Source organism: Bradyrhizobium sp. LA6.1 (assembly GCF_040547805.1).
In the GTDB taxonomy this organism is placed as follows: domain Bacteria; phylum Pseudomonadota; class Alphaproteobacteria; order Rhizobiales; family Xanthobacteraceae; genus Bradyrhizobium; species Bradyrhizobium barranii.
In genome coordinates this window covers 184,634-209,045 of record NZ_JBEPQK010000016.1, presented here as the reverse complement: position 1 = coordinate 209,045, position 24,412 = coordinate 184,634, and the positions used below count along the sequence as shown (strand labels likewise).

Genomic DNA, 24,412 nt, shown 5'->3' with positions numbered 1-24,412 from the left:
AGTAACGAGCTCGTTGATCATCCGACCGAGCCTCGAATGCGCTGCGAGTTGCCAATCTACGAAAGCCCGCCCGGATCAATTAACCTCAACGGAAAGCCCTGCCTGTCGCCCCAATCGAGCGCAAATACAGAATGCGCTAAGCAATGTTCCGAAGTCTTCGGGAATCTCCATTGAGCTTCGCAGTTTTGGCAGCTCGGACGCCTCCGCTGTAAGCGCTGTCGACCCCTGTTTAGGGTCGCGATTTTGCCTGCAGCGCACTTTCGAGGCTGCGGCGCAGAGTTTCCGGCGCGTAGGGCTTCACGACGAGCACCGCGTCCAAGAGCTCGGCTTCGGATTGGATCCCGCTGTCACCTGTCGCCACAACAATGCACAAGTCGGGTCGCAGCGAGCGGGCGTCCCTTGCGAGTTGCAGGCCGGACACTCCGGGGAGGCCGACATCGGTCACGAGGATATCCACGGCAGCCTGATCCAGGGCTTTCAACCCCTCTTCGGCGGAGCTGGCCTCCATCACCTTGCAGCCCAGATCGCTCAACATCTCCGTTGCTGTCAGTCGGATCAGTTCGTCGTCTTCGACGAGCAACACGGTCGCACCCTTGACGACGTCTTCGCTTATGGGCTGACGCGATTCCGTAGCCGCGAGACGCCGTTGAGCATGGTTGGCAAGCACATGCCTGATCTTCCGCGCAAGCGCTTCCCGCGTATAGGGCTTGGCCAAAAGCTCCACTCCCGGGTCGAGCCGTCCTCCGTGCACGATGGCGTTCTGCGTGTAGCCTGATGTGAAAAGGACTGCGACGTTGGGCAGCCGTTCCTTGGCTTTCCGCGCCAACTCCGGGCTGCGCAGGGTACCGGGCATCATCACGTCGGTGAAGATCAGGTCGATTGGTATGCCGCTGTCGACGATGGCTAGCGCGGCCACCGCATCTCTCGCCTTCACCACGCGGTAGCCGAGATCGGAGAGCATCGACACCGCGACCTCGCGCACTTCATCGTCATCCTCGACCACCAGTACGGTTTCCTCGCCGCCTTTGATGTCACCGGAGTTGGCACTAACTAGCGTATCCTCGATGGCCATTTCTCGCGGGAAGTATAGCTTCACCGTCGTTCCGGCGCCGATCTCGCTGTAAATTTTGACGTGTCCGCCGGATTGCTTAAGAAAACCGTAGACCATGGCAAGGCCAAGGCCGGTGCCCTTGCCCTCCGCCTTGGTCGTGAAGAAGGGCTCATAGACCCGCTCCAGGATATCTGACGGAATGCCGATGCCCGTGTCAGTTACCGCGATCATCACATATTGCCCCGCAATCAGATCATCGTAGTGGCGGACATACTCGTCGTCCAAGAAGGCATTGCTGGCCTCGATGGTCAACCGACCCTCGCCGTTCATCGCGTCGCGGGCGTTGATCGCGAGGTTGAGAATGGCATTCTCGAGTTGATCGGGGTCGATGAGGCTGTTCCATAGCCCACCGCCGACGACCGTCTCGACCTCGATCTCCTCGCCGATGGCGCGACGCAGCAGTTCATCCATGCCTTTGATCAGGCGACCGACGTTCACCACCCTCGGCTCCAGCGGTTGGCGCCTCGCGAAGGCGAGCAACTGAGTAGCAAGTTTCGATCCCCGCGCGACGCCGGCAAGAGCGCTCTGGACTCTCATCTCCGCTCGGGCATTACCCGCGATGTCCTTGCTGAGCAGTTGCAGGTTTCCGCTAATCACCTGCAATAGATTGTTGAAGTCGTGGGCAACGCCGCCAGTAAGTTGGCCGATCGCTTCCAGCTTCTGGGACCGGATCAACGTTGCTTGCGCCGCCTGGAGCGCGGCCTCTGCCTCCCGCCGTTCTGTAATGTCCCGGGTCACTTTGGCGAATCCTACGAGCTTCCCGTCGTCGTCTCGAATCGCGTCGATCACGACATGCGCCCAAAAGCGAGTGCCGTCCTTTCGGACCCTTTGACCTTCGTGCTCCCAGCGTCCTTCGCGGGCTGCGGTCTGCAGGCCTGTTCGCGGGAGGCTCGCGGCGCGATCCTCTTCCGTATAGAAATTGGAGAAGTGGCGACCGATGATCTCTTCGGGTCCGTACCCCTTGATGCGCTGGGCCCCAGCGTTCCAACTCGCCACATTGCCTTCCACGTCCAGCATGTAGATGGCGTAGTCCGTCACACTTTGGACCATTAGCCGGAATTGCTGCTCGCTTTCGCGTAATTTGGCCTCGGCCGCCCTTCGCTCGGTCAGATCCCGGGTGATCTTGGCGAAACCTACAAGCTCGCCCTTAGGCGAACGGATCGCGTCAATGACGACATGGGCCCAGAACTGCGTGCCGTCCTTGCGCACACGCCAACCCTCTCGCTCGAAGCGTCCAGTTCGCTCCGCCTCCTCCAGCGCCAACGCAGGCACTTTCTGCTCCCGCTCGGTCTCCGTATAGAATGTCGAGAAGTGGCGCCCTATGATCTCCTCAGCCTCATAGCCCTTAAAGCGCTTCGCTCCCGGGTTCCAGCTAGTGACATGCCCGTCGCGATCCAGCATATAGATCGCGTAGTCGGTGATAGCCTCAACAAGAAGCCGATAACGCCCCTCGCTGGATTGCGCAGCTTCGAAGCGGTCTGAGTTTTCCATTCGGGTCCTATCCAGCCCCGCCGATACCTGGAGGGTTGAGGTAAAACAATACTAAGACGGTCGAGTTCCACGAGCCTTCGGTCATCAGCTGACCCTGGCATTTGTCCAGGGTCACACGGCGCTTAAGGCGCGGGCTCGTTAGCTCGCAACCGAAGGCGGATTGGTGCGAGCTAAACCAACGCCGGATGGTTGGCTGCGAATTTGAGCATATCGGTGCGCGACATTGGCGGCTCAGGCATCACCTTCTCGACCAGCGACAACAGCGACGCAAACACACCGAGCAAACCTATTCACTGACGTGGTGGCAATGATGATAGAGGTCGCCAACTGAGGCGGCCTTACGCCTTGTCCCTCGGAGAATTTGCGGATCTGCGTCGCTCTCGCCAGCCGTCGCGTCCGCGGCCACGTGTCTCATGCAGCCAGCTCCGAGTCCGCTCAATACCCGCAAACCCGACGCGTTCTGCTCCGAGATTAGTTCGAGGACGAACGTTGGCGCGATCCGCAGCGGCCCATTCCCCTCGGCTCTGATGGGCGACGAGAGCGTCCTCCGTCTCTACGAAAATATGGATTCAGGCGGCTGCGGATCGGGCCGCCAGCGGCCGCTAACGTCTCCTCGCGACACCGCCCCGCTTGATCCTCGCGCCGTGCTCGGCGCGGTCAAGGCGCGGCCTGGCAACGCCGGAGCCAGCCGCAAGCAAAGCGCAACGGCCGGCCTTGACCGCCCGTGCGCGCGACGCGACGCACGTCCTGCGGGCCGGGACGAAGGAACGGCCCCTGGCGCATGCGAACACTGGTGACCCAAATGGCCCAATCGAGGCCTGTCCGCTAATGAAGAACGCACGCGCGCTGATATCCATGATGGCCCGGAGAAAATGCTCCAATCAAAGGCCGGATACATTGATGCAAGACCACTCACCACCTGATCGACGAACCTCTTGCTACGCACGGCCGGACCATACACAGGGGTCAAACGCTGAAAAGCTCCAGACCAGCACATGACTTCCGCTTCTCGGTCAAGAACGGACATTCAGCGCCGCGTTGAACTCTACACCCAGCCAGGACGCCTGATCGTCTTTCCCTGGCGATGTTGGTGGATGCCCCTTGAAGCCGCTGATGCTGCCGGGCTTGCGCAGCAGCGCCTGGAAAAGCGGCGGCTTGCTCGGATCATACGGCGCCGGCTTGACGGGCGCGAACACTGTCGGCGCCGGCGCGATTGAGCGCAGCAAATTTAGCTCGGCATCGAATTCAGTGTGTTGATGAAAAAATTCTTCGCCAACGCCTACAGCTGTCAGCGCCAAGCGTGAATTTTGCCCCTAGAAAAATCCTCCAACATGCCGACGCCGACACCATCGATTTCGCTGGCGATCAGTGAAAGCATGTGCGGAGTGCGCCCTGCGCCTTCACGGTCTGGCGCAGCACATCGGTGCCGGTGACAACGGGCTCGGGAGCGGCTGAAGATCTCTTTTCGTGCCATCCGGCCTCTCCCCGTGTTGGTCGGTGGAAGCCGGTGTGCCGCCAAGCTCGCCCGGCTGCACACCGACGACGGCCGACTCCGGTTGAAGAAGCGATCAAGCCGAGGCGATGTCGGCGTCAAGGCCGATCGGAGGGGATTGGCGATTGCGACGGTTTGCCAACGGCAATTTGCGCGGCGGAACCAACCGATTTTTCAGAAACCCGTTGGGAAGCGAACGCCGGATTTCAAACTTCGCTGTTGGGCGATTTGCGATGCCGCGCAGGTCGGCTGGCGTGGCGAGGATCGGGTTTCCAAATAACCCGATCAAAGCGCGGGTTCGCGGCCAGATTTCCAGGGGTGGAATTCGAAAAGAACGGCCCCGGCGCATGGCTGGGGCTGGCTGGGGTCTCAAAAGCGCCGGAGCCGTCACATCTCCGTCGCCGATTAGGGAGCAAGGGCAGCGGAGGCGACAGCAATATTAAGCTGTATTACCATCGTTTGCATGTGCAGATTGTGCCATCCGGCCGTACCGAAAACGGAAAGCCTGTTGCCGCTGGTGAAGTCACTGGAACCAATGTGGCAGACCAAGTTTTCAACCATAATTGGGCGTGCAATTCGGGTGCCTGAAGAGAAGGTCGCGACTAATGCCAAGATGGAAAGGGGAATGGACTGAGCAAGAGGTGGAGAAGCTCAGGTTGCTGGCGGCCACCATGCCACTCACGCTGATCGCCAAGGAACTGAACCGAACCGTTGGAACCATGCTAGCCAAGGCAACCTACGAGAAGATCAAGATCATCGTGCATACACGGAGCGGACGCGCCTAAAAACACGCGCGACGAAAGGAAACGGATGAAGGGCTCTTCGTGGCAGGGGTCACGTCGTTGGATCGACGCCAGTTGTCATACTTGCGCTTGCTGTTTTTCTCTGGTGGTGCGCCACGTAGCTTGGCAGAACGACCCGTCAGCCGCCGATGCCCATCATTGATCCCGCTAGCGCATAATCGTTAAACGAACTCACACAGGAGCCGATCCGCTGCAAGACCGGACGCGACGTTGATCTCGCTGCGTTGCCGCACGCCTCCACCACCTTTGTCCATGACCTGGCTGGCAGGCTCCGCTGCAACAAATGTGCTAAGGCGGGTCGTCGCCCTTCCGCAACGCTGCTGCAACTCGCGCACCGCCCCGGCCCCGCTCCTCCCGAGACGTATCTGGTGCTTGAAGCACCTTCGATGATGAGCGGCCAAGAACAGCTGCCGCGCGGTGGAAACTGCTAATCAACCTCCAAATGCCATCTTGATCGCGAGCGTAATCGTCGAAGCCAAAAGCCCTGCAATGATCGCGATGTACAGGTCGCGGCTGCTAAAGAGGTCGCGCCATTTCATGGACTGCTCCTTTGGCGCGCGCCCTAATGAAAAGATAGCTCGCCGACGCGGACTTTGTGTCGCCTTGATACGCGGCGGCAGCAATTATTGGGCCCTAGTTCGCGACCAATTTTCCTCGGAGACAAAGCTCGCTCGATTGCGCGTTCGGCTTTCTCGATTGCAGCGCCTTTTGTGGCTGTTTGTCCTCCTATGCGCACAGCGCCGATGGTCGCTGACCACTTCCAAACGTGCCTTCCGACCCCTGAACTACCGTGTAATCAACATCTCGATATTTCACAGCGTTCTCCCCGTGCCCTGCGGCGGATCGCCTCGGCTTGGTCGGATCGGCCTAGAGCGCGCTCGTGCTTAATTGAGCTGACCATTTTCAATCAACGCATTCCAAGATTTCCCGGTCGTTGAAAGACCTTTGTCTCTCGGCGTCGCGCGCCACCGCCGCCTCCACATCGGCCTGCCTTCGCGCGCTCTTCCATACCAGGTAGATTGCTAGCCCGACGTAGGCGTAAAACGGTACCAATACGGCCGATGCCCACGCGATGCCGACGAGAAAAACGGCAAATAATACCACACAAAAAATAAGAGCTATCGCGAGGGGCATCGAACTCTCCCTATCTTAATATGACTGGGAGGTCGCATTTGTTTCTCGGGGGGCATGCCTGCCGCGACGAACTGGCGATTGGAGAGCACTCGACGCGCTAGCTGGCTTCCCAGTAATTGCCCCGCGACGCCCGGCCCTTTCTGAAAAGGATAGCTGTCGCGAGTTCTTCCTCGCTAACCTTCAAAAAATCTCCTTTAAGAGGAGGCGGTCGTGATGGCTCTATTTCTGATCCGGCCAAGGGTCATGGGGGCTTCTCACGCCTCGGCGATCGCGTCCTGTCCAGCGTTACGCTCGCCGGACGGACTAAAGGCGCCGTGCCTGCTCAGCAGGTCCCACTTTACATTATCAAAGGGAATGTAAGCGTTGTTGTTGTACCCGCGTCGCTGCTGCGCCTCAGCTATCGCGGGCCGGGTCGGCCGATGGTACACCTGCGGACCAAGCAAAGCCCCATCTCGAAATGGCGCAGGCACTCGACAAGAATCGTAAGTAGTCTCGTGCGCAAAGGAAAGCCCGGCCGAAGCCGGGCTTTCTACTTTTACTTTACCGCTTCCGGCCGCCCTGTTGCCGGCCGCCCTGATTGCCCTGCTGATGCTCGTCTGCTATGTGAACGTCCTTTCACTTCGTGGATGATGACCTTCCTTCCTATTCATTGGACTTCACGAAACCAGGATGTCAACCGGGCAACCGGGCTGACATGTCGTCATTCTCGCGGCTTCTCGCGCTCCATGACGACGTCTTTTGCCCGCTTGTCTTTTCTCAGGCCGAGATAAACGGGGTGCCGCATCTCGCCGGAGCTCGTCCACTCGGTAAATTTCACCTCGGCAACGAGTTGCGGCTTCACCCAGGTGGTGACCGCTTCGTCCTTCACTTTTTTGCCGAAAGGAGATTTGGCGGCTTTGAGCTTGATGAGCTGAGCGCGAACGCCGCTATGAAGTCGCTGTTTGACACCTTAAACATAGTCTACGGCGAACAGGAGAAGCGCGGCTTTCTGAAATTGAATGCGATGTCCCTAGGCTTCACCGCCGCCGGGATCGCGTTTGTTATAGCGGCGCTGGGTGCGGTCGTCGTCGTTCCCGTGGTACTGCAGTACGTTGGCCTGTCGAACGCGGCCAACCTCCTGGTCCGGATTGGGCGCTGGCCGGCGCTCTTTGTCGTCCTCGCGCTCTCTCTCGCCTGTATCTACCGCTTCGGGCCAAGCCGCCAAGCGCCACGCTGGACGTGGATCACCTGGGGCAGCGCGGCCGCGACCATCTTTTGGCTCGGGGCCTCCGCACTATTCTCCTTCTACGCCGCGAACTTCGGCACCTTCAACCAGACCTACGGTTCTCTAGGGGCGGTCGTCGGTTTCATGACCTGGCTCTGGATTTCAGCAATTAGTCATCCTGCTGGGGGCCGAGCTCAACGCCGAGATTGAGCATCAGACCGCGCGTGACACCATGACGGGAGCTCCTAAGCCCCTCGGCGTTCGGGGTGCGCGGATGGCGGACACGGTAGGTGCGGCCGAGGACGCATGAACATGACGAACTTGCTTCGCACCTGGGCTGACAACGAGCACATTCATGCCGTTGTTGAAACGCCGCGTCAAACCACTAAAGGCAAGACAGCGAGCGGTTCATCGTTTGATCGGAATCTACTAACCGCGGCGCACCGCCGTCTGCCGTTTGGCACGAGAGTCCGCGTCATTGATCTTGAGACGAATAGGTCAGTGGTGGTTCGTATCACCGACCGCGGACCATGGGTCCGTGGCCGCGTCCTCGATCTCTCGCTCGCCGCCGCGCGCAGCTTGGGGATTACGAGCCGCGGCGTGGCTCAGGTTCGTGCTGAGGTGTTGTAACAGTCGTCCATTGCCCTGCGCAAACACGCGGGCACACGGGATTGTTGGCGCGACCATCGAGTTCAATTTGGCGGGTCGGATTATTTTCCTTAGATGCGGGCCTAGCCGCGGCGAGCAAGCTCGATTGGCCGCACAGGAGTACGCTCGTGAAAGCGTGGACTGAAGTCAAGACTTCGAAAGGAGCAGGGGTGAGGCAGCCTCCAGTCGACGCGGTTCTCAAGCGACGTCATGGTCAATGGATGCGATCGTGATCACACGAAGCTAAAGGTTACATCGGCGAAGCTTTTCGCTTTACGAAACGCTACCTGCTATTTGCAACCCTAAGAGTGAGTTCGCTCATCAGACTCTGCCAACTCTCCACGCGTGAGAATGAGGCCGAGCGGCAACTCCAAACGAGGGCGGCGAGCGCGGAGATTCCTTCCTCAAGCTCGGTCGAAAGTCTGCGTCATCCTATTAGGAACGCTCTTGTCGGGATCGTGTTGGAGGTTTAAACGCGCGGGGTCCGCCCACACGTTTTGCTCGTGTCCCGCCGCGCGCGTTGGGGTCGATCATGAAGGGCAAGCTGCCTGGGGAATCTTCAAAATATGCCCAGATGACTTCTTCCGCACAGCAATTTTACAAAGAAGCGACTGCGTGTCGTGACGAGGCCGCTCGCAGTCTCAATCCGAGCGATCGAGAGGCTTGGCTGAAGCTTGCCGACGAATGGGCCGAACTCGCGCTGGCAGCCGAGCGCGGTCAGATTTTTCGCCGGGGATAGGTTGTGGAGGCAGAGAGCGTGTGCCGCGCGGCGGCTTAAGCCCCTGGGCGCAGTGTGCAATACAGCTTGCCCTGGATGGTCGACCCTCTACGTCCGCGAACCTCACGGCGCTAGACTAACGCGCGCAATCTCTGAGCGCTTGCGGGCGTAGGCTGACAGACGCTGAAGGTAATTGTCAGCTGGGCGTGCACCATGGACAACCTGTATTTGTCGGCCGAGCGTTGGCCACCACCCCCTTGCCTTTCGCGACGGCCTTGCGCGCAATTATCCCAAGTTGGCCAAGGATCACGCGGCCTGCCTCCTCGCCTAGAAGCAAAGTACGAGAAGCCGGTGACACCGACCTCTCGCACTCGACCTAGGAGTTTTTCCCGCCTAGCAATCGTTGTCGCGGGTGCCGGTAGTCGCCTTCGACTGTTCAGCTGCCGTCGGCTGGCTTTGCATCTGGCGCTGGGCGTCCTGCGACGAGGTCGCGGTGTTCTCGCTCGCCATGTTCACGGCTGAAGTTGGCGAATGCTCCTTGGCGCTTGGCGAGGCGGTTCCCGTGGTCGTAGCCGCTTGGCCCGTCGTGACCGGCCCAGAGCCGGCATCGCGGTTAGCTGTATTGCAAGGGCCGCCGAAGGCGATAGTTGAGCTGACGGCCAAGACGGCGCCAACCAGCATTGATTTCGTGAGCATGACAATTTCCTCCTGTTTGCCGGCTAGTGCTTGGCGGAGCCGGGTTCCGCCATTTTGCGATGCTGTTTCGCGAGCGTCTCCGCAGGCGTCACGTTTGCTACTGCAGACTGGATCTTGTTCTTGAGGCCGGTGACAACATCACCCTCGCCTTTCATCATGACGTCGAAAGCCTTGGCGCGACCATGCCGGGATCGTCTTTCTCCCCTGAGCCCACCTTGGTGTCGAGCATGTCGGCGCGCTTGAAAACCTCGGTCTCGGTCGCGCTCGGCATGAGGCAGGTCACCCCGATTTCGGTATCGCGAAGCTCCTCGCGAAGCGCAAACGACAACGAATTCAGATAGGCCTTCGACGCCTTGTAAACGACCTGGAAGCTGCCGGGCGTAAAGCCGGCAATCGAGCCCGTGATCAGAATGCGCCCCTGATTGCGCCGGCGCATGTCGTTTCCGAGCTTATGTAGCAAACAAGTCGTCCCGGTCACATTCGCGTCGATGACATCGCGAATGCGGGCGAGGTCCTGATCGAGAAACGCATGCCCAAGTCCACGCCCGGCATTCGCCGTGAGCACGTCGATCGGACGGCTGCTGATGGCCGCGTGGAGCTTGTCGATGCCTTCCTGCTTGGCGAGGTCGAGGTGGAGGGCTTCGACGACCTCCGCGCCAGGCTCACGTCGAGGTCGGCGGCCGCCCTTTCAATTTCCACCTCGTCTGCGGCAATCCGAAGGTCATACCCTTCGCGCGCACATATGCGCGCAAACTGGTAACCGATTCCCGTCGATGCGCCGGTCACAATTGCCTGTCCATCTCGGCTCTCCGCTATCTCCCAAGTTACCTTTCCAATCGCGCTAGGCAGCCGCCGTTCCTAACGCGATAGGAACTTCGAGACGCAAGCAAGCTTAGCCGTCATCATTCGCTTGGAGTTCCCTACATGAAAGCTCTCACCTGGCACGGCAAAGGCGACATCCGGTGCGAGACCGTGCCGGATCCCAAGATCGAGCATGGACGCGACGCCATCATCAAGGTGACTGCCTGCGCGATCTGCGGTTCGGACCTGCATCTGCTCGACGGCGTCATGCCGAGCATGGAAAAAGGCGACGTGGTGGGCCACGAGACGATGGGCGAGGTCGTCGACGTCGGCAAAGCCAATACCAAGCTCAACGTCGGCGACCGCGTCGTGGTGCCCTTCACGATCTCCTGCGGTGAATGCTTCTTCTGCAAGAACGGCTTCTACTCCGGATGCGAGCGGTCCAACCCCAACGCCAAGATGGCCGAGAAGATGTGGGGGCATTCTCCGGCCGGTTTGTTCGGTTATTCGCATATGCTCGGTGGTTTTGCCGGCGGTCAGGCGGAGTACCTGCGCGTGCCCTACGCCGATGTCGGTCCTTACAAGGTCCCGGAAGGTCTCACCGATGAACAGGTGCTGTTCCTGTCGGACATCTTTCCGACCGGCTACATGGCCGCCGAGTTCTGCAACATAAAGGGCGGCGAAACAGTGGCTGTCTGGGGATGCGGTCCCGTCGGGCAGTTCGCTATCAAGAGCGCGTTTTTGTTGGGGGCGGAGCGCGTGCTAGCGATCGATACCGTTCCTGAACGGTTGGCACTCGCCAGACAATCGGGTGCAATCACACTCGATTTCCAGAACGACGACATCTACGATCGCATCCAGGAGTTGACCGGCGGGCGCGGCGCGGATGCCTGCATCGACGCCGTTGGCACCGAGCCTGAAACCACTGCCAGCATTGGCTCTGTGATCGACCGGATCAAGGTCGCGACCTTCATGGGAACGGACAGGCCGCACGTTCTTCGACAGGCGATCGAGTGCTGCCGAAATTTCGGCACGGTTTCGATCGTCGGCGTCTATGGCGGGTATCTGGACAAGATTCCTATGGGCAGCGCCATTAATCGCGGCCTCACCTTCCGGATGGCCCAGACCCCCGTCCAGCATTACATGCCGAAGCTTATGGAGCGCATCCAAAAGGGCGAAATCGATCCATCCTTCGTCATCACCCATCGGGCAACACTCGAGGAGGGGCCGGAACTTTACAAGACCTTCCGGGACAAGAAGGACGGTTGCATCAAAGTTGTGATGAAGCCTTTCGGAGCCTGACGACTGCCGGCTATCCGAGCAGGATTATGATGGAGAGCACAGACGCGTATTTCGATCGCAAGCTGGAAGAACTGAAGCTTCTGAACAGCTGCCTGGCTGCACCGCTATCACTGGATCTCCCTGATTCGGTCGCCGAAGTCATTCGTCGTAAATTTCAGCTAACCGCAGCCCTCAGAGCCGCGCATGAGATGCAGGAGTGGAACGCCACCGAGACCGCATGGGCCGGCAGCGCGCGTCCATCCAGCGGGCCCTTCAAGTTTCAATATGACTATCAACGCGCTGACCTGGCCGTAGAAGGACCGTCATTCTATGCGCTCGATGAGCGGCACGTTCGACAAACGCTCTACACAGCATCGGGAATGGGGGCGATTGCTTCGCTACTCCTCGCACTCTCCAAGTCGATGAAAGGTGGCGAGGTCGTTGCGCTGCCAGGCTCTTACGGGGAAACATTAGAACTGATCGACGGCTATGCGCAGCAACTGCACCTGGTAATCGGGTCGATCCAGAGTTTCTCGACGGACAGTACCTCTCGCAGAGTCCTGTTGCTGGATTCATGCATCGCGTCTCGCGATTTCGGCGATGTCGTCAATTGCGGAAAGCCGCATTTCGACCTCATCATCTTCGACACAACATGTTTCACCGGCAGTTCGGGACGTATTGAGCAGGTAATCAGGTGGTCGAGGCGCCGGGGCGTTCCGCTGATCCTGGTCCGGAGTCACAATAAGTTGGATTCGTTGGGTGCGGAGTACGGGCGGCTAGGTTCCATTACGTTGATCCGCAGCGATTTCGCGACACAGCGGATTCCTTCCTCATGCCTCGAAGAGCTTATGGCGGAAGCGCGCAACGCCATAAGGCTCCTGGGCAACGCAGCCTTACCCGCGCACTTTCCGCCATTCGTAGGCACATCCGCTTACCGTCGCCTGACGAGGAGGCGTATGGCCTCGATCCTTCGTAACGGTCGTTTCTCCTCCCGGCATTTCGCCTTGAGGCTGCGAGGCGTGCCGTCGCAGTCGCAGCCCGTTCACGGACTATACGTCACGTTGGGATCTCGCGAACCTCTCGACGAAGCGGCAGCCCGGCAGGCGGCCGCAGCCATGAGCGAGGAGCTAAGCGAAGTCGGCTTTCCAATCCGTCACGCTGGAAGTTTCGGCTTTGATTTTGCCGCGACCGAATGGTTTCACGACCTGACGACCGACCGTTACAGCGTCCGCATCGCCGTGCCTGATCTCCCCTCGAGCCTTTGGATCGCTCTGACGCGAGCGATCGGCGACTGGTGGCTTGCTTCAGTTTCCTGATCCTGAGCGTTAGAGACAATGCTCAGTCAAGGTCAGGCTCGTTATATTGGCCTTTCAATCCTGGACTGGCCTGCACGGGAAGGCCGTTGGACCTGGAATGCCCATCTCGACCCATGACTGACGAACAGTGAGAGCACGAAGCTCTGCCGTGAGGCCGATACCCCGGACAAGTCGGGCCAGCTTCTCGCACGTCAGGGCGCACATGATCTCATCGACGATTTTCGTACAGAAGGCGCAACCACAAGAATTCGTCGTGCGCCTGACCCTAGTTTTCTCTGAGTTGCGCAACGATCCGTTTGCCGAGCATGGGCTGGATATGCGTAGCGCCTTCGACAACCCGCCAGCCCGCATCCCGCTTGCACATCAGAGGGCAAGCGGCCCGATCGTCAAAATCTTTGCAGTTCTTGCGACGTAGGGCGGCTCGCTGAAGCCAGAATCGGCCGGGCTGCTTTTGGCTAGGAACAGTCGTCTCAACCTCATGTTGCCGTGCATCAATCCTTTTACTTATGGAGCGTTCCAATGGCCGACAAAGATCTAAATGCGCTTTTCCTCGATACGCTCAAGGATATCTACTACGCCGAAAAACAGATCTATAAGGCTCTGCCGAAGATGGCGAAGGCCGCCAACTCCGATCAACTTCGGGCGGCATTTGAAAAACATCACGATGAGACCGAAGGTCAAATCGTTCGCCTCGAACAGATCTTCGAGCTTCTCGAAAAGCCGGCGCGCGGAAAGAAGTGTGACGCGATCGAAGGCATTCTCGATGAGGGCACCGAGATCATGGACGAGTACAAGGGTGAGCCGGCACTTGATGCCGGGCTCTTGGCTGCAGCTCAGGCGGTCGAGCATTATGAGATATCCAGGTACGGGACGCTTAAGAGCTGGGCCACGAAGCTTGGTATGAAGGATGCGGTCAAGTTGTTGGATCAGACGTTGGCCGAAGAGAAGAAGACCGACGATGCGCTGACAAAGCTTGCTGAGACGGCAGTCAACGCGGAAGCAGCCTGAACCACCCTGTAAGGATCGGGAAGCGCCGCCCTTCGGACGGCCCTTCCCGGCTCTCAATGCAGCGTTGCGTTTCGATTTAGAAAGACAATCACATGAGTGAAAAGTTCAATCCGGCGCCGACTGACAAACACGCCGCCGATCCCAAGCAGGAAATGCGCCGTGATAAGAAGCAAGACGATGAACTTGAGAGAGGCTTGAAAGACAGCTTGCCGGCTTCTGACCCGGTGAGTAGCACGCAGCCCACAAAGGCCGCGCCTAACGCCTAGTTGGTCTAGTTGGCCGTATGACTTAATCGGATGCATGGCACTTGGCACGTCGTGGGTCGCCCGAACGTGCTCGATGGCCCGGTTTGCTATCTAGGCGGCCGCAGGTCCGCGAGGCGTGGCCACGCGGGTCCACGGAGGATCTCTCGCTCTTCATGCTCTGGGCGCTGACCCTCGGTCTCGGGTTTTGGATCGTCTACGGTGCTATTCGATTGGATGATCGTCGGCGCGAACGTGATTAGCGCCACGCTCGCGGCCATCGTTTCTGCTGCAAGATACGGGATCTCAGGTCGCGAGGCCGCTGTAGAATCCATGGGCCTGACAAACGGAGGCCGAGATGACGGCGCTACGAATCCGCCATACGACCACCTATCGTTTTAGAGAGGCAGTACATCTCGCTCCACACCGCCTGATGCTACGCCCTCGCGAAAGCCGCGAATTGCGGCTGATGTCGCACATCTTGACGATCACGCCGGACGCTGTGACCAAGTGGGCCCAGGATGTGTTTGGCAACACTGTCGCCCTGATCAACTTTGCTGACACAGCCCCGACGCTCGTTATTGGCAGTGAAGCCGATATTCTTCTCGATGCAGTCGATTGGCCGGTATTCGATATCGCTGCCTCGGCCATTTCATACCCGTTCCGCTACTCCGACGAAGAATGGACCGACCTCGGCGCATTAACTATTGCCCAATACCCTGATCCGGGCGGGCGACTGCAAAACTGGACGAGAGGGTTTATACGTAGCAACCCAACCGATACGCTTTCACTGCTCAAAGACCTGAACGCCGGAGTCGCCCAGCGCGTTCGGTACCAAAGCCGTGAAATCGAGGGCACGCAATCTCCCGAGGAGTCACTCGACCGCGGGTGGGGATCGTGCCGCGACTTTGCAGTCTTGTTCGCCGAATTCGCACGAAAGCTCGGCTTCGGCGCGCGGCTCGTCTCCGGCTACCTCCACGACCCGAGCCATCAGCTACTAGGTTCGGGCGATGCTGGCTCGACCCATGCTTGGGCCGAGGTGTTCCTACCAGGTGCGGGCTGGGTCACCTTCGACTCGACGAATCGCAGCGTCGGTGGTCGAAATCTGATCCCCGTCGCAGTTGCCCGCGATATCAGCCAGTGCATGCCCGTATCAGGAAGCTTCTTTGGCCCAAGCGATGGCTCCTTGAGCATGCGCGTGACTGTCTCGGTCACCGCCTAACGCATCTCCGGATTATTCCACCGATCGATACGTCGAGTGCACGGCATGGGTCGTCCCCGAGTCCAGTATCGGGAGAGTAAATGGCAGCGCCTTACTCTTTGGCTTTGAGATCGCAAATCCTGCGTTTCAGATGGCACGTCGTAGTCGTCCACTAGCCTTTCGGTCTGCTCCTTGGCCTCTTCAAGGGATCGACAAGCCGCTAACTATGGCCATCCGGGCCTAGGATGTAGGCGCGACATTCAATCATTCCGGTGGTGCCAGACCGGGCGACCTCAACCACTCGCTCATATGCGCGCCGGTCTCGGCTTGCCTGGCCTTGCGGATTGTGCGCTCCCGTTCGATACGGGTGGAAGCGACTGAGCCTTCTCACGAAGACGCCTTGCCTCTTCTGCAAGGCGTTCCTCAAGGGACATAATTTGCTTGAAACGGCAACGGTGCTGCATAGCGCTGCTCCATTCCTGAGGAAGGCGGGAGCGCTAATGGCGTTCTCATCACCGATAAGAGCCAGGACAAGGCGAGATCGCCCTGATGACCTGCGCCAAGGGGCGGACCGCCGTAGTGCTCGCAATCCAAACATGTCCGGCGACAACGTCAACAAGCCGGATCGCAGGCTGCTCGCGAGCGCATTATGCCAACGGTAGCGCCCGCTCATTCCGGAGTAACGGTGCGCAACCTCTTTACCGAGACAAACGTCCACCAATCCCGAGCCTGGATAAGAGGGTGCGATCGGCTCTTTGCCTAATCTGTTCGAACGTGCATTGAGAAGGCTTTTTGTCCGGTCGCCACCTGATGATCGAAGTCCCGTGACGGAAGCGACCGCCGGTGAAATGATCGTAGGACACTTCGACCACATATTTCGGCTTGACCGGCTGCCATTCTGGCGATCGCTTCGTCGACCAGCGACTGGGACCGCCAGGGGCATTTCCTGTAAAGCTCTGAGCTTGCTTGACGGCTTCGAGCTTGTCGGTCAAAGCCGGCTTGTCCTTTGCTTTGATCCCCGACGAGAATCCAACGTGGTGCAGCAACCCGTCATCATCGTAGAGCCCGAGAAGAATCGACCCGACGACCTGCCGGCCCGCCAGACGGTTTTCGCCGTAGCGAAAGCCGCCGATGACACAGTCCGCACTACGATAACGCTTGATCTTTTGCATACCCTCTCGATTGCCGGCCTGATATGGAAGGTCGAGGCGCTTCGCGATGACGCCATCGCTTCCACCGCCCGCCGACGCGAGCCAACGTTGGGCATCCCTCAGCTTCGAGCTGGCCGGCGAAAGGCGAAACAGGTTTGCCTTCGAGAAGAAACGAGCGGCGAAATTCTTCAGAAGTGGTCGCCGCTTGGCGAGAGGCTCACCCGCCAGATCGCTTCCGCCTTTCAGCAAGAGGTCGAACGCGAGGAACAAGGCCGGGCTCTCTGCCGCCAATTTCTTCACGCGGCTTGCAGCAGGGTGAATGCGCTGCAACAAATTATCGAATGAGAGTTGACCGCTGGTCGGAACGACGATCTCGCCATCGAGGACGAAGTGTTTTTCGCGGACCGCAAGCGCGCCGGCCATGACTTCGGGAAAGTACCGGTTGAGGTTCTGCCCGGACTTCGAATGGAGGTCGACTTGCTCGCCCTCCCGCACCAGAAGGCAACGGAAGCCATCCCACTTCGGTTCGTACAGCCATAGCTCGCCGATCGGAATGGCGTCGACCGAACGGGCTTCCATGGCCTCGATTGCGATGCGGTGCTTTTTCACGCCGCTCAGTCTTCCACACGAGCGAGAGGCCCGATGGCAGGAGCGTTGATTGGCTGTCCGTCGACATCGAACATCGATCCATGACAGGGGCAGTCCCAACACGTCTCAAAGCTGTTCCAATGCAGGTGACAACCCACATGCGTGCAACTCGCCAACCTCAGGTGCAGCGCACCTGCCTCGTCTCTAAAGGCTGCAAGTTTTTTCAGTCCACGCCGCACGACCGCGCCTTTGCCAAGCTTGAGATCGTCCAGTGAGTTAATCTCGCCAGGCGCCGCATACTCGGCAAAGCTTTTAAGTGCGGTACTGTTCTCAGTCACAAAGTTCTTCGCGGCCTTAAGAGGAACCCGGCCCGGCTCGTAGATGTCTTTCCAGGGGTGATCCTCACCAAAAACGAGGCTCGTATTCAGCATCGCGCCGGCGACACCGTGCGTCAGGCCTTGCCCGGAATCGCCCATCGCGACGTAGATATTCTTGCCGCCGGAATCCCGTCCGATGAAGCCGGCATAATCGATTGTATCGAGCACCTGCCCGGACCAGCGATGCGTCTCTTTGCCGATGCCGGAAACCAGGCTGCGGGCCCAGGCTTCCAGTCTGTCAAAACGCTCATCAGCGTCGTCTGCCTCTCCGCTTTTGTGATCTTCGCCTCCCACCAGCACATAGTCGGTATTGGCGGGACCGGGCTGCAGGCGGACATAATGGTAAGGATCTTCAGTGTCCCAGTAGAGCGCGTCAGGTATCGCACCGCGCTTAATCTCGAAGGTGATAACATAGGTCCGATAGGGAGCCGTCTTCGTGTGGATGGCAAAGCGGTCGGAGATCGAAGAGTTGGTTGCGACAACGGCATGTTTGGCGCGAATGGTGCCGCGCGCGGCTTTAACCGTCACGACACCATTGTCTTCAGTCACTTCGTCGACCGGACTGTCTCGGAAAAAGGTCACGCCATTCTCACTGCAGGCCTTTGCCACCCCGGCCAGGTATTTGAGGGGATGAAAAGTCGCTTGCCGGGGATAGCGCAGAACGTGGCGGCCCTCGCACCCCTTGAGGGATACGCCCATCAGCCGGTGGACGGGAGCTCCGACCTCGCGGACCGCATCCATTTCCTGGTCGATGATATCGGACGGCATGTCCCGCCCCTGAAAGAGATAGCCGTCAAGCCTGCGAAAGTCGCAGTCGATCTTCTCTATCTTCTGGATTTCCTCGATGCGGTCGATGGCAGCCGCCTGGCTGTCGCAAAAGAGCTTTGTCGCCTCGTGCCCCCTGATCTTCGTCATTTCGCTGACGAGATCGTCGCACAAAGGAGCAAGGTGAGCCGACGTCCTCGACGTCATGCCACCGCAAATGCGGCCGCGGTCGATGACAATGACGGACTTGCCGCGCTGGCAAAGCTCATACGCCGTTGATATCCCAGCGATCCCGGAACCAATCACGGCGACGTCGCACTCCTGCGCGCCATCGAGCACGCGCGCATCAGGTGCGACGTCAATATCCATCCAGAGCGATTTGCTGGTCATGATGTTCTCCAAACACGTGAGAACGTTCCCATGTCAGGCAGAGTTCCAATTCTACGTGTCAGACCTTGAGTACAACGGCCAGCATGCGCCTGAAGGTCGTCGCGTTCTTGGGAGCGTGCGCGTCGTTGTCATTGTTGAAATAGACCCAGCCCCGCTTCGCACCGCTCGCCTTGATCCTTTTGGCCCAGATCTCCAGCTCGCTCTTGGAATAATCGTGACGATACCATCGCTTTGGGCCGTGCAGGCGGATGTAGAGTTCATCGCTCGTCCGAACGAGTTCGTCCGGGAAGCGTGGCCCGCTGCAGGAGCAGAAGATAATCCCCGCGATACGAAAAGCCTCATAGACCTCTTCATTCCACCAACTCGCGTGCCGAAACTCCACGACGTTGCGACGCTCGGGATCCAGCTGGCTGACAATGTCATTAAGACGGGTCTTGGTGTAACGATAGCTCGGCGGCATTTGAAACAGAAAGCAGCCCATCCGGTCACCCAGAATGTCGGCGATCATTCCAAAATCCCGGATGAGCGTCTTTGTCGCTTTGAATCGTTTCACGTGGGTGATGAGTTCGGAGACTTTGACGGTGTAGATGAACTTCTTCCTCCCGGGCTGCCGCCGCCAGGATTGAACACCGGCGACTGTCGGCCACGAGTAAAAGGATGCATTGATTTCGACAGTGTCGAAACGCGTTAAATAATGATTAAACCACTCGGTTTGCGGCACGTCTGCATAGAATGAGTCCCGCCATTTCCAATAACGCCAGCCGGAGCATCCGACGTGGACAAACTGTCTGTGCCGCGGCGAATCCTTTGGACGGTCAGTTTTTGTCTTGAGGCGAGCAGCATGCATCTTTGCGGCACGCTTGATATTGTCCTCGCGCTGCTTTTCGCGTCGCAGACGTCTGCGTTCTCGGAGCTCCTCGGGCGTCAATTCGATCCGCGCTGGTGGTGCCATCTGCGAACGACCCTCGATTGCCTACCGCTACAGCCTCGCGAGCCCTGCTGGCGCCGTTACAATGCAAGCCCGCGGCGACATCTGGGCTCCCGCTCCCGCGTGCGGAATCTTTACCGTCGTTTAAAAGGGTCGTGAATTCGTAGAGAAGAACGACTGCACCGAGAGAGCGCCGCCAAGGATTGACGCCACGGACGATTTCATCCACCGTCCAGAGAACGAGGCCACCGTTGACCGCGATCGTCAGGGCCAAGTTTGCTTTGCCTGCTGATGGCCATACCCAGAGCAAAAGGCCGGCCACGATCACAATCCACAGAATGAGATTGGGTGACTGTACAATCGTGATAGCGCCGGTCTTGCGATTGCGGAAAAATCATCGAAAGAGCTGGCCCACTAGGGTTTCGCCCCGGTTGAATCTTCAGTCAGAGTCCAACCTCACCTTCTTCGCGACCTTTCCAATAGGTCGCGCGGTTGGCTTTGACCTTGATCAGGACAATGCCTGGCGTATCCACGCCATTTTCGAACCATTTGTCGAGATCACTTGTCCAGTGCTGATGAAAGACGGCCTTGTCGCGGATCAGTTCGGCAGTCCCTTCGACGGCCACATAGATCCCTTCGGCGAATAGACCGGCCTCGGATGAGAATCCGAGCGCGACATTAGGATTCCGTTGGATGTCAGAAACTGTCCGCGTCTTTTCGTAAGTGAAGTAATAAGACGTGCCGTCGTAAGCCACGTCGCCGTTGTTACTCATGGGTCGATTGGCAATCTCACCGTTTTCTGTGTGGGTCGAAAGAATGGCGATGTCGATGCCGGCCATTTCCTTCGCGATTTCAGCGAGCGATTTCTTGGACATCTTTCCTTACTCCATTGGCCGGGGAGCAACTGCGGGGTTGAACCCATGTTCCCTTGAGGTCCGCAACTGGTTAGCCGTGGGAGCGACGACAAGCGATTACGCCGCTCATTGCTCTCGGACGCCGGCCGATGGCAAATGGGATGCATCTACCTCGACCACGCATTGCGTCCTCCGAGGTGGCCTAGGAACCCTGGGAAGGAGCAAGCGTTCGGCTCACTATGGCCGACACCCCACTTTCTCATCTTGTTGAACATTCCGTCCAGATCGCTTGGGAGTTCCTCGAGCGCTCGGGCGACCTCGGCGACGCTGCCGAAGCCAGCCAATTTCTCTCCCATAAGATCGAGCAAATGGTCCGGAACGGTGAACGTAGCAGGTTGCTGCTCTCGAACCGGGCGATCGATGCTTACCGGCGGCAATTCGGCGTCCTCGACGCCTAGAACGCATAACTCTAGGAACCAAACCTCGAGAGCCCGCATGGTCGTTAAAGGTGTCGCGACAGGAAGCTCTCTCGTGTGCCTTGGCCTTGGCGATTATCCTTCCCTGCGCTGCTTTCGCTCAAGGTGGCGGTGGTGGAGGCAGTGGCGGTGGGTCCGCGGGCGGAGGAGCCGGCGGCGCAGCCTTGTCCGGGGCGGGCGGTACAGGGACATCCTCACCTTCAGCTACAAACGCTGCTGGCACTGCAGGGTCTGGCCCAGCAAATCCCGCCGGAACCGTTGGCGCTCCCGGCAACTCCACCGTCGGCAATGCCCCCGCAACGGCGCAGCCCGGCGTCAATCACGAACCGGGGCAAAGGATCGACACCGAAAGCGAAGCCCGGACGCGCGGCACCAATGCGGCCGGCACCGCTGCTTCCTCGGGCTCTTCGGCCGCGGCTGCGCAGACCGCGCCTGCCGGAGGGATCGGAAGGCCTGCGACCACCAACCAGCAGGATAGCGACGCCAAGATCGATGAGCAACACGGACAGGATGGTGGGGTCGATCTGCAAAAACTGCAAATGAGCATCGTGTTGATCCTCATGTTGGGGCCTTTTTTGATGGAGCCGATTTCCGCTAGTGGAAAACGCCCGGATCGCATAGACAATACCCGCGGGCGGCGGAGCAAATCGGTACGATTAGACCCGAGAAGGATCTGTGGGACCCGACCGACCGCGCCCTCGAGAAGATCAGAAGCATCTGCCGGGACTGTTAGCCGCTCGAGTGTGATGCGCCTGGAAAACCCGCCGGATGAAAGCAATCGTGTATCAACATGAGCTCGCCGCCGAACTTGAGAAGCGGTCTGGCGTAACCGGTTCCAGCGTGGCCCGCCCCTTCGTGGTGATCCTCCAGCCACCGTTTTCGCGTTCCACGAGCCCTTGCGAGAAGATGTCCAGATCCGTCGCTCGCGCGCCCAAACGTTTGGTCCGCTCGGCCCAGTCGCGGCCGCTCGTCGCCAGAATCGCCATGTCGCGCTTCAGGTCCGCCATGAGCGCGAAGCCGTCCGGATAGCTCACCAGGATCTTCAGCACCGTGATCTGGAAGTTCACCTCGCCTGCCTCTTCGACTATCGCCACATGGTCGGCGCGTCGGACAGCGCTTCGCGTCCGACCTGCTTGAGGTGGTCCGGAGATATGTCGCCTCTGGTTACGGCTTCCAAGATTCTCGAAGCGACGTGGGTACGGGTGCCGGTCTCGGCCCGGGAAATGTTTTCGCAGACCTCGTCGAGCACCGCGCGCAAAAGCGCGGTCGTAGCAGGATCGAACATCGAAGACCCCAGAACAAAGAACTATCGTATTGCAATCGCAGTGCGTCAAGAGCGCAACAAAATCTTGCGAATTCTACATTCTCGGCAAGACTTGGCAATACCGGAAATGCGTCCGGCAGCATAAGGCGACGGGCATCAGGCCGCTGTCGGAAGGTGCGGTACATCGGAGCGACAGCTCACTCTCGGCGGATGTTCTTTGGCCCTGTAGAACCAAACTTTGCCTGGCTTGTGCTTAAAAAGGCGAGTTATCGGGCTTCGCTTCAACTCGCGAGGGGGACCGTCATCGAGGCGTTTCATCAGCTTCATGCGGAAGGCTGCCTTGAGGCGCGGGCCAGAGGTGGCACGATCGTGGCTAACATCAAGGCTGACAGTGTGCTCGTGACCCAAGCACAGGCACTTCTCAAGCGGCTTAATCGGATGAAGCTCACTCCGCGGGTCGCGCGACCGCGGCGCCCTTCCCCTCTGTGACGTCGAGCGCCGCAAATCCTTGCGGTTTACGAATACGCACGTAGACCTGTGCCGCCAGAAGTGCAACGCACAGGAACAGGAAGAACGCGCTGATCGGCCGCTCGACGAAAATCATAGCGTCGCCGCGCGAGACCAGCAACGAACGGCGGAAGTTCTCCTCCAGGCGTGGCCCCAGGACGAAGCCGAGCAGGATCGAGGCAGGGTGGAAATCGAGCAGCAACAGCAGATAGCCGATCAACCCGACGACGACGGTCTCGCCGACCTGGAACATGTCGTTGTTGGTCGAGTAGACGCCGATCGCGACGAAGAACAGCGCGCTTGGATAGAGATATTTGTAGGGAATCATCAGGAGCTTCACCCACAACCCGATCAGCGGGACGTTGAGCAAGACCAGCATGACGTTGCCGATCCAGAAGCTCGCGATCAGGCCCCAGAAGATGTCCGGATGCTCTTTGATCAGCTGGGGACCGGGCACGATACCCTGGATCATCAGCGCACCCAGGATCAGGGCCATCACTGCGTCGCCGGGAATACCGAGACTCATAGTCGGGATGAAGTCGCCCTGTACCGACGAATGCGTCGATGCCTCCGGACAGGCGACGCCTTCGATCATGCCGGTGCCGAACTTCTCTGGCGTTTTCGAAACCTTCTTCTCGGTCGCGTAGGAGATGAACGAAGCGATCGTCGGTCCCGTTCCCGGAATGAGCGAGCAAAGGCTCCCGATGATGGTGCCGCGCAACATCGCGGGGATCGAGCGGCGGAGTTCGTCGCGCGATGGACGCAGATCGCGCAGGCCGACGTTCGAATAGCGCGTGTTCACCTCGGAGTATTGATTCACGCTCTTCATGAACTCGGCGATACCAAATAGACCGAGAGCGAGTCCGACGAGTTCGATGCCGTCAAGGAGATTCGGGATGCCGAACGTGAAGCGCTCCGAGCCGGTCTCGACATCCGTTCCCACGATTCCTAGAAACAGGCCGAGCAACGTCATGGCGATGCCCTTGAGAGGCGAGCCTTTCGCCAGCGTCGAACCGGCGAGCAGACCCAGAAGCATCAGCGAGCAAATTTCGGTCGGACCGAACTCCAGCGCGACCTTCACCAGCACCGGAGCCAGAAAGATCATCTCCAGGATGCCCCAAGAGGCGCCGACGAACGACGACAGTACCGTGATGCCGAGCGCCGCGCCGCCGCGGCCCTGCTTCGTCAGCGGATACCCGTCGAGGCACGTCACCGCGTGCGGCGGATGGCACGGCAGGTTGAGCAGGATCGAACAAATCGCGCCGCCGTATTGCGCTCCATAGAACACGCCTGACAGCATCGGGATCGCGCCGACTGGCTTGATGCCGAACGTCAACGGCAGCAGCACCGAGATTGTGGCCAGCGGTCCCATTCCCGGCAGAACGCCCACCATGTTGCCGACCAGAACGCCGACGAAACACCACATGAAATTCTGCGGCTCGAAGGCGACCCCGAAGCCGTACCAGAGATCGGAAAGCGCGCTCGCGAACATCTAGAACCCCCAACGGTACAGCGGGAAAGGAACCTTCAGCACGTAGGAAAAGAGAAGGCAGCCGGCGGCCGTGACGACCACAGCCAGGACGGCCGAACCTCTCACGGTGGCGGTTCTGTCGCCGAGCGCGGAGACGAAGACGCACATGAAGGTGGCCGCGGCCATGCCGAAATAGACGCCGAAAAGGATGAACATCAGCGGTCCCGCGAGGATGCAGGCCCAGCCGCGCCACTCCATTGCCGCAGGCAATATGCGCTCTCCCTCTTCAAGAGGCGTCGCCAACCCGGTGACGAAGATCAGGCCTCCGACGATAACCATCATCACGCCGAGCATGAACGGAAACATACCCGGTCCTATGTGCGCGAAGGTCCCGAGCGAATAGGTAGCCGAGTTGAGACCGATCCCGGCGCCTAGCAGCACCATGAGCAGCCCGGCGTAAAAGTCCTTCTTTCGCAGCATGATTGGCATTCTCGG

22 protein-coding genes and 5 pseudogenes are annotated in these 24,412 nt (G+C 59.2%); 12 read left to right on the top strand and 15 right to left on the bottom strand.

Annotated features, from left to right (window positions below):
* Positions 1-229: 229 nt before the first annotated feature.
* Entirely contained in the window at positions 230-2,602 is a 2,373-nt protein-coding gene (locus ABIB99_RS32355) for a hybrid sensor histidine kinase/response regulator (RefSeq protein WP_354179403.1), read from the bottom strand.
* Positions 2,603-3,615: 1,013 nt separating this feature from the next.
* Positions 3,616-3,900, bottom strand: a complete 285-nt coding sequence (locus tag ABIB99_RS32350) for a hypothetical protein (protein ID WP_354179401.1) — start codon at positions 3,898-3,900, stop codon at positions 3,616-3,618.
* Between the two features lie 850 nt (positions 3,901-4,750).
* On the opposite strand from ABIB99_RS32350, the gene ABIB99_RS32345 reads away from it, so the two are divergent.
* Entirely contained in the window at positions 4,751-4,879 is a 129-nt protein-coding gene (locus ABIB99_RS32345; RefSeq protein ID WP_354179399.1) for a hypothetical protein, read from the top strand.
* Between the two features lie 921 nt (positions 4,880-5,800).
* Here ABIB99_RS32345 and ABIB99_RS32340 read toward each other — a convergent pair.
* The gene (locus tag ABIB99_RS32340; RefSeq protein ID WP_354179397.1) at positions 5,801-6,031 is read right to left on the bottom strand and encodes a hypothetical protein; all 231 of its coding nucleotides are present in this window, start codon (positions 6,029-6,031) and stop codon (positions 5,801-5,803) included.
* Between the two features lie 700 nt (positions 6,032-6,731).
* A pseudogene (locus ABIB99_RS32335) lies at positions 6,732-6,947 on the bottom strand (ATP dependent DNA ligase); the annotation flags it as partial.
* On the opposite strand from ABIB99_RS32335, the pseudogene ABIB99_RS32330 reads away from it, so the two are divergent.
* The 3 genes and pseudogenes from ABIB99_RS32330 to ABIB99_RS32320 all read left to right on the top strand — a co-directional run.
* A pseudogene (locus ABIB99_RS32330) lies at positions 6,945-7,545 on the top strand (YihY/virulence factor BrkB family protein); the annotation flags it as partial. The pseudogenes ABIB99_RS32335 and ABIB99_RS32330 sit on opposite strands and share 3 nt — an antisense overlap.
* Positions 7,542-7,865: a septal ring lytic transglycosylase RlpA family protein gene (locus tag ABIB99_RS32325; protein WP_354179395.1), complete on the top strand. Its 324-nt coding sequence runs from the start codon at positions 7,542-7,544 to the stop codon at positions 7,863-7,865. The pseudogene ABIB99_RS32330 and the gene ABIB99_RS32325, both read left to right, overlap by 4 nt.
* 550 nt (positions 7,866-8,415) lie before the next feature.
* The gene (locus ABIB99_RS32320; RefSeq protein ID WP_157790259.1) at positions 8,416-8,622 is read left to right on the top strand and encodes a hypothetical protein; all 207 of its coding nucleotides are present in this window, start codon (positions 8,416-8,418) and stop codon (positions 8,620-8,622) included.
* A 372-nt stretch (positions 8,623-8,994) separates the two neighbouring features.
* Here ABIB99_RS32320 and ABIB99_RS32315 read toward each other — a convergent pair whose 3' ends face one another.
* The gene (locus ABIB99_RS32315) at positions 8,995-9,297 is read right to left on the bottom strand and encodes a hypothetical protein (protein ID WP_354179391.1); all 303 of its coding nucleotides are present in this window, start codon (positions 9,295-9,297) and stop codon (positions 8,995-8,997) included.
* A gap of 23 nt (positions 9,298-9,320) precedes the next feature.
* Positions 9,321-10,113 (bottom strand): annotated as a pseudogene (locus tag ABIB99_RS32310) (SDR family NAD(P)-dependent oxidoreductase).
* A 108-nt stretch (positions 10,114-10,221) separates the two neighbouring features.
* Here ABIB99_RS32310 and ABIB99_RS32305 point away from each other — a divergent pair.
* The 7 genes from ABIB99_RS32305 (at position 10,222) to ABIB99_RS32275 (ending at position 15,167) form a co-directional block, all read left to right on the top strand.
* Complete coding sequence (locus ABIB99_RS32305) at positions 10,222-11,400, top strand: zinc-dependent alcohol dehydrogenase (RefSeq protein WP_354179389.1); 1,179 nt, start codon at positions 10,222-10,224, stop codon at positions 11,398-11,400.
* A gap of 26 nt (positions 11,401-11,426) precedes the next feature.
* On the top strand, positions 11,427-12,695 hold the full coding sequence (locus ABIB99_RS32300) for a hypothetical protein (protein ID WP_354179387.1): 1,269 nt from the start codon (positions 11,427-11,429) through the stop codon (positions 12,693-12,695).
* A 202-nt stretch (positions 12,696-12,897) separates the two neighbouring features.
* Complete coding sequence (locus tag ABIB99_RS32295; protein WP_247458087.1) at positions 12,898-13,110, top strand: hypothetical protein; 213 nt, start codon at positions 12,898-12,900, stop codon at positions 13,108-13,110.
* A 104-nt stretch (positions 13,111-13,214) separates the two neighbouring features.
* Entirely contained in the window at positions 13,215-13,703 is a 489-nt protein-coding gene (locus ABIB99_RS32290; RefSeq protein ID WP_038935021.1) for a YciE/YciF ferroxidase family protein, read from the top strand.
* A gap of 92 nt (positions 13,704-13,795) precedes the next feature.
* On the top strand, positions 13,796-13,969 hold the full coding sequence (locus ABIB99_RS32285; RefSeq protein WP_247458088.1) for a hypothetical protein: 174 nt from the start codon (positions 13,796-13,798) through the stop codon (positions 13,967-13,969).
* Positions 13,970-14,010: 41 nt separating this feature from the next.
* The gene (locus ABIB99_RS32280) at positions 14,011-14,208 is read left to right on the top strand and encodes a PQ-loop domain-containing transporter (RefSeq protein WP_354179384.1); all 198 of its coding nucleotides are present in this window, start codon (positions 14,011-14,013) and stop codon (positions 14,206-14,208) included.
* Positions 14,209-14,303: 95 nt separating this feature from the next.
* Positions 14,304-15,167, top strand: a complete 864-nt coding sequence (locus ABIB99_RS32275; RefSeq protein ID WP_354179382.1) for a transglutaminase family protein — start codon at positions 14,304-14,306, stop codon at positions 15,165-15,167.
* 243 nt (positions 15,168-15,410) lie between these two features.
* On the opposite strand, the pseudogene ABIB99_RS32270 reads toward ABIB99_RS32275, so the two are convergent.
* From ABIB99_RS32270 to ABIB99_RS32250, 5 genes and pseudogenes are all read right to left on the bottom strand, one after another.
* Positions 15,411-15,610, bottom strand: a pseudogene (locus ABIB99_RS32270) (hypothetical protein).
* A 234-nt stretch (positions 15,611-15,844) separates the two neighbouring features.
* A complete protein-coding gene (locus ABIB99_RS32265; RefSeq protein WP_354179424.1) occupies positions 15,845-16,876 on the bottom strand; it encodes an ATP-dependent DNA ligase in 1,032 nt (343 codons plus the stop codon).
* Between the two features lie 35 nt (positions 16,877-16,911).
* Complete coding sequence (locus ABIB99_RS32260) at positions 16,912-18,417, bottom strand: FAD-dependent oxidoreductase (protein WP_354179380.1); 1,506 nt, start codon at positions 18,415-18,417, stop codon at positions 16,912-16,914.
* 58 nt (positions 18,418-18,475) lie between these two features.
* Positions 18,476-19,369 (bottom strand): DUF72 domain-containing protein, encoded by an 894-nt coding sequence (locus ABIB99_RS32255; RefSeq protein ID WP_354179378.1) that lies wholly within the window; start codon positions 19,367-19,369, stop codon positions 18,476-18,478.
* 419 nt (positions 19,370-19,788) lie between these two features.
* Positions 19,789-20,220, bottom strand: a complete 432-nt coding sequence (locus ABIB99_RS32250) for a pyridoxamine 5'-phosphate oxidase family protein (protein ID WP_038953432.1) — start codon at positions 20,218-20,220, stop codon at positions 19,789-19,791.
* A 218-nt stretch (positions 20,221-20,438) separates the two neighbouring features.
* Here ABIB99_RS32250 and ABIB99_RS32245 point away from each other — a divergent pair, with 218 nt between their 5' ends.
* The gene (locus tag ABIB99_RS32245) at positions 20,439-20,657 is read left to right on the top strand and encodes a hypothetical protein (RefSeq protein ID WP_028153855.1); all 219 of its coding nucleotides are present in this window, start codon (positions 20,439-20,441) and stop codon (positions 20,655-20,657) included.
* A gap of 851 nt (positions 20,658-21,508) precedes the next feature.
* Here the strand turns inward: ABIB99_RS32245 and ABIB99_RS32240 are convergent.
* The 4 genes and pseudogenes from ABIB99_RS32240 to ABIB99_RS32225 form a co-directional block, all read right to left on the bottom strand.
* A pseudogene (locus ABIB99_RS32240) lies at positions 21,509-21,742 on the bottom strand (hypothetical protein); the annotation flags it as partial.
* Positions 21,743-21,759: 17 nt separating this feature from the next.
* Positions 21,760-21,960, bottom strand: coding sequence for a hypothetical protein (locus ABIB99_RS32235; protein ID WP_354179375.1), 201 nt, complete (start codon positions 21,958-21,960; stop codon positions 21,760-21,762).
* A gap of 424 nt (positions 21,961-22,384) precedes the next feature.
* The gene (locus ABIB99_RS32230; RefSeq protein ID WP_354179373.1) at positions 22,385-23,938 is read right to left on the bottom strand and encodes a tripartite tricarboxylate transporter permease; all 1,554 of its coding nucleotides are present in this window, start codon (positions 23,936-23,938) and stop codon (positions 22,385-22,387) included.
* Positions 23,939-24,397, bottom strand: a complete 459-nt coding sequence (locus ABIB99_RS32225; RefSeq protein ID WP_354179371.1) for a tripartite tricarboxylate transporter TctB family protein — start codon at positions 24,395-24,397, stop codon at positions 23,939-23,941.
* Between the last annotated feature and the right edge of the window lie 15 nt (positions 24,398-24,412).

Excerpts from the sequence above, each read along its gene's own strand:
- ABIB99_RS32235 (WP_354179375.1), bottom strand. The coding sequence starts at position 21,960 with ATGTTCGATCCTGCTACGACCGCGCTTTTGCGCGCGGTGCTCGACGAG.
- ABIB99_RS32275 (WP_354179382.1), top strand. The coding sequence starts at position 14,304 with ATGACGGCGCTACGAATCCGCCATACGACCACCTATCGTTTTAGAGAG.
- ABIB99_RS32315 (WP_354179391.1), bottom strand. The coding sequence starts at position 9,297 with ATGCTCACGAAATCAATGCTGGTTGGCGCCGTCTTGGCCGTCAGCTCA.
- ABIB99_RS32255 (WP_354179378.1), bottom strand. The coding sequence starts at position 19,369 with ATGGCACCACCAGCGCGGATCGAATTGACGCCCGAGGAGCTCCGAGAA.
- ABIB99_RS32285 (WP_247458088.1), top strand. The coding sequence starts at position 13,796 with ATGAGTGAAAAGTTCAATCCGGCGCCGACTGACAAACACGCCGCCGAT.
- ABIB99_RS32320 (WP_157790259.1), top strand. The coding sequence starts at position 8,416 with ATGAAGGGCAAGCTGCCTGGGGAATCTTCAAAATATGCCCAGATGACT.
- ABIB99_RS32305 (WP_354179389.1), top strand. The coding sequence starts at position 10,222 with ATGAAAGCTCTCACCTGGCACGGCAAAGGCGACATCCGGTGCGAGACC.
- ABIB99_RS32355 (WP_354179403.1), bottom strand. The coding sequence starts at position 2,602 with ATGGAAAACTCAGACCGCTTCGAAGCTGCGCAATCCAGCGAGGGGCGT.
- ABIB99_RS32260 (WP_354179380.1), bottom strand. The coding sequence starts at position 18,417 with ATGACCAGCAAATCGCTCTGGATGGATATTGACGTCGCACCTGATGCG.
- ABIB99_RS32265 (WP_354179424.1), bottom strand. The coding sequence starts at position 16,876 with ATGGAAGCCCGTTCGGTCGACGCCATTCCGATCGGCGAGCTATGGCTG.
- ABIB99_RS32230 (WP_354179373.1), bottom strand. The coding sequence starts at position 23,938 with ATGTTCGCGAGCGCGCTTTCCGATCTCTGGTACGGCTTCGGGGTCGCC.
- ABIB99_RS32290 (WP_038935021.1), top strand. The coding sequence starts at position 13,215 with ATGGCCGACAAAGATCTAAATGCGCTTTTCCTCGATACGCTCAAGGAT.
- ABIB99_RS32250 (WP_038953432.1), bottom strand. The coding sequence starts at position 20,220 with ATGTCCAAGAAATCGCTCGCTGAAATCGCGAAGGAAATGGCCGGCATC.
- ABIB99_RS32245 (WP_028153855.1), top strand. The coding sequence starts at position 20,439 with ATGGCCGACACCCCACTTTCTCATCTTGTTGAACATTCCGTCCAGATC.
- ABIB99_RS32340 (WP_354179397.1), bottom strand. The coding sequence starts at position 6,031 with ATGCCCCTCGCGATAGCTCTTATTTTTTGTGTGGTATTATTTGCCGTT.
- ABIB99_RS32325 (WP_354179395.1), top strand. The coding sequence starts at position 7,542 with ATGAACATGACGAACTTGCTTCGCACCTGGGCTGACAACGAGCACATT.
- ABIB99_RS32295 (WP_247458087.1), top strand. The coding sequence starts at position 12,898 with ATGATCTCATCGACGATTTTCGTACAGAAGGCGCAACCACAAGAATTC.
- ABIB99_RS32225 (WP_354179371.1), bottom strand. The coding sequence starts at position 24,397 with ATGCTGCGAAAGAAGGACTTTTACGCCGGGCTGCTCATGGTGCTGCTA.
- ABIB99_RS32300 (WP_354179387.1), top strand. The coding sequence starts at position 11,427 with ATGATGGAGAGCACAGACGCGTATTTCGATCGCAAGCTGGAAGAACTG.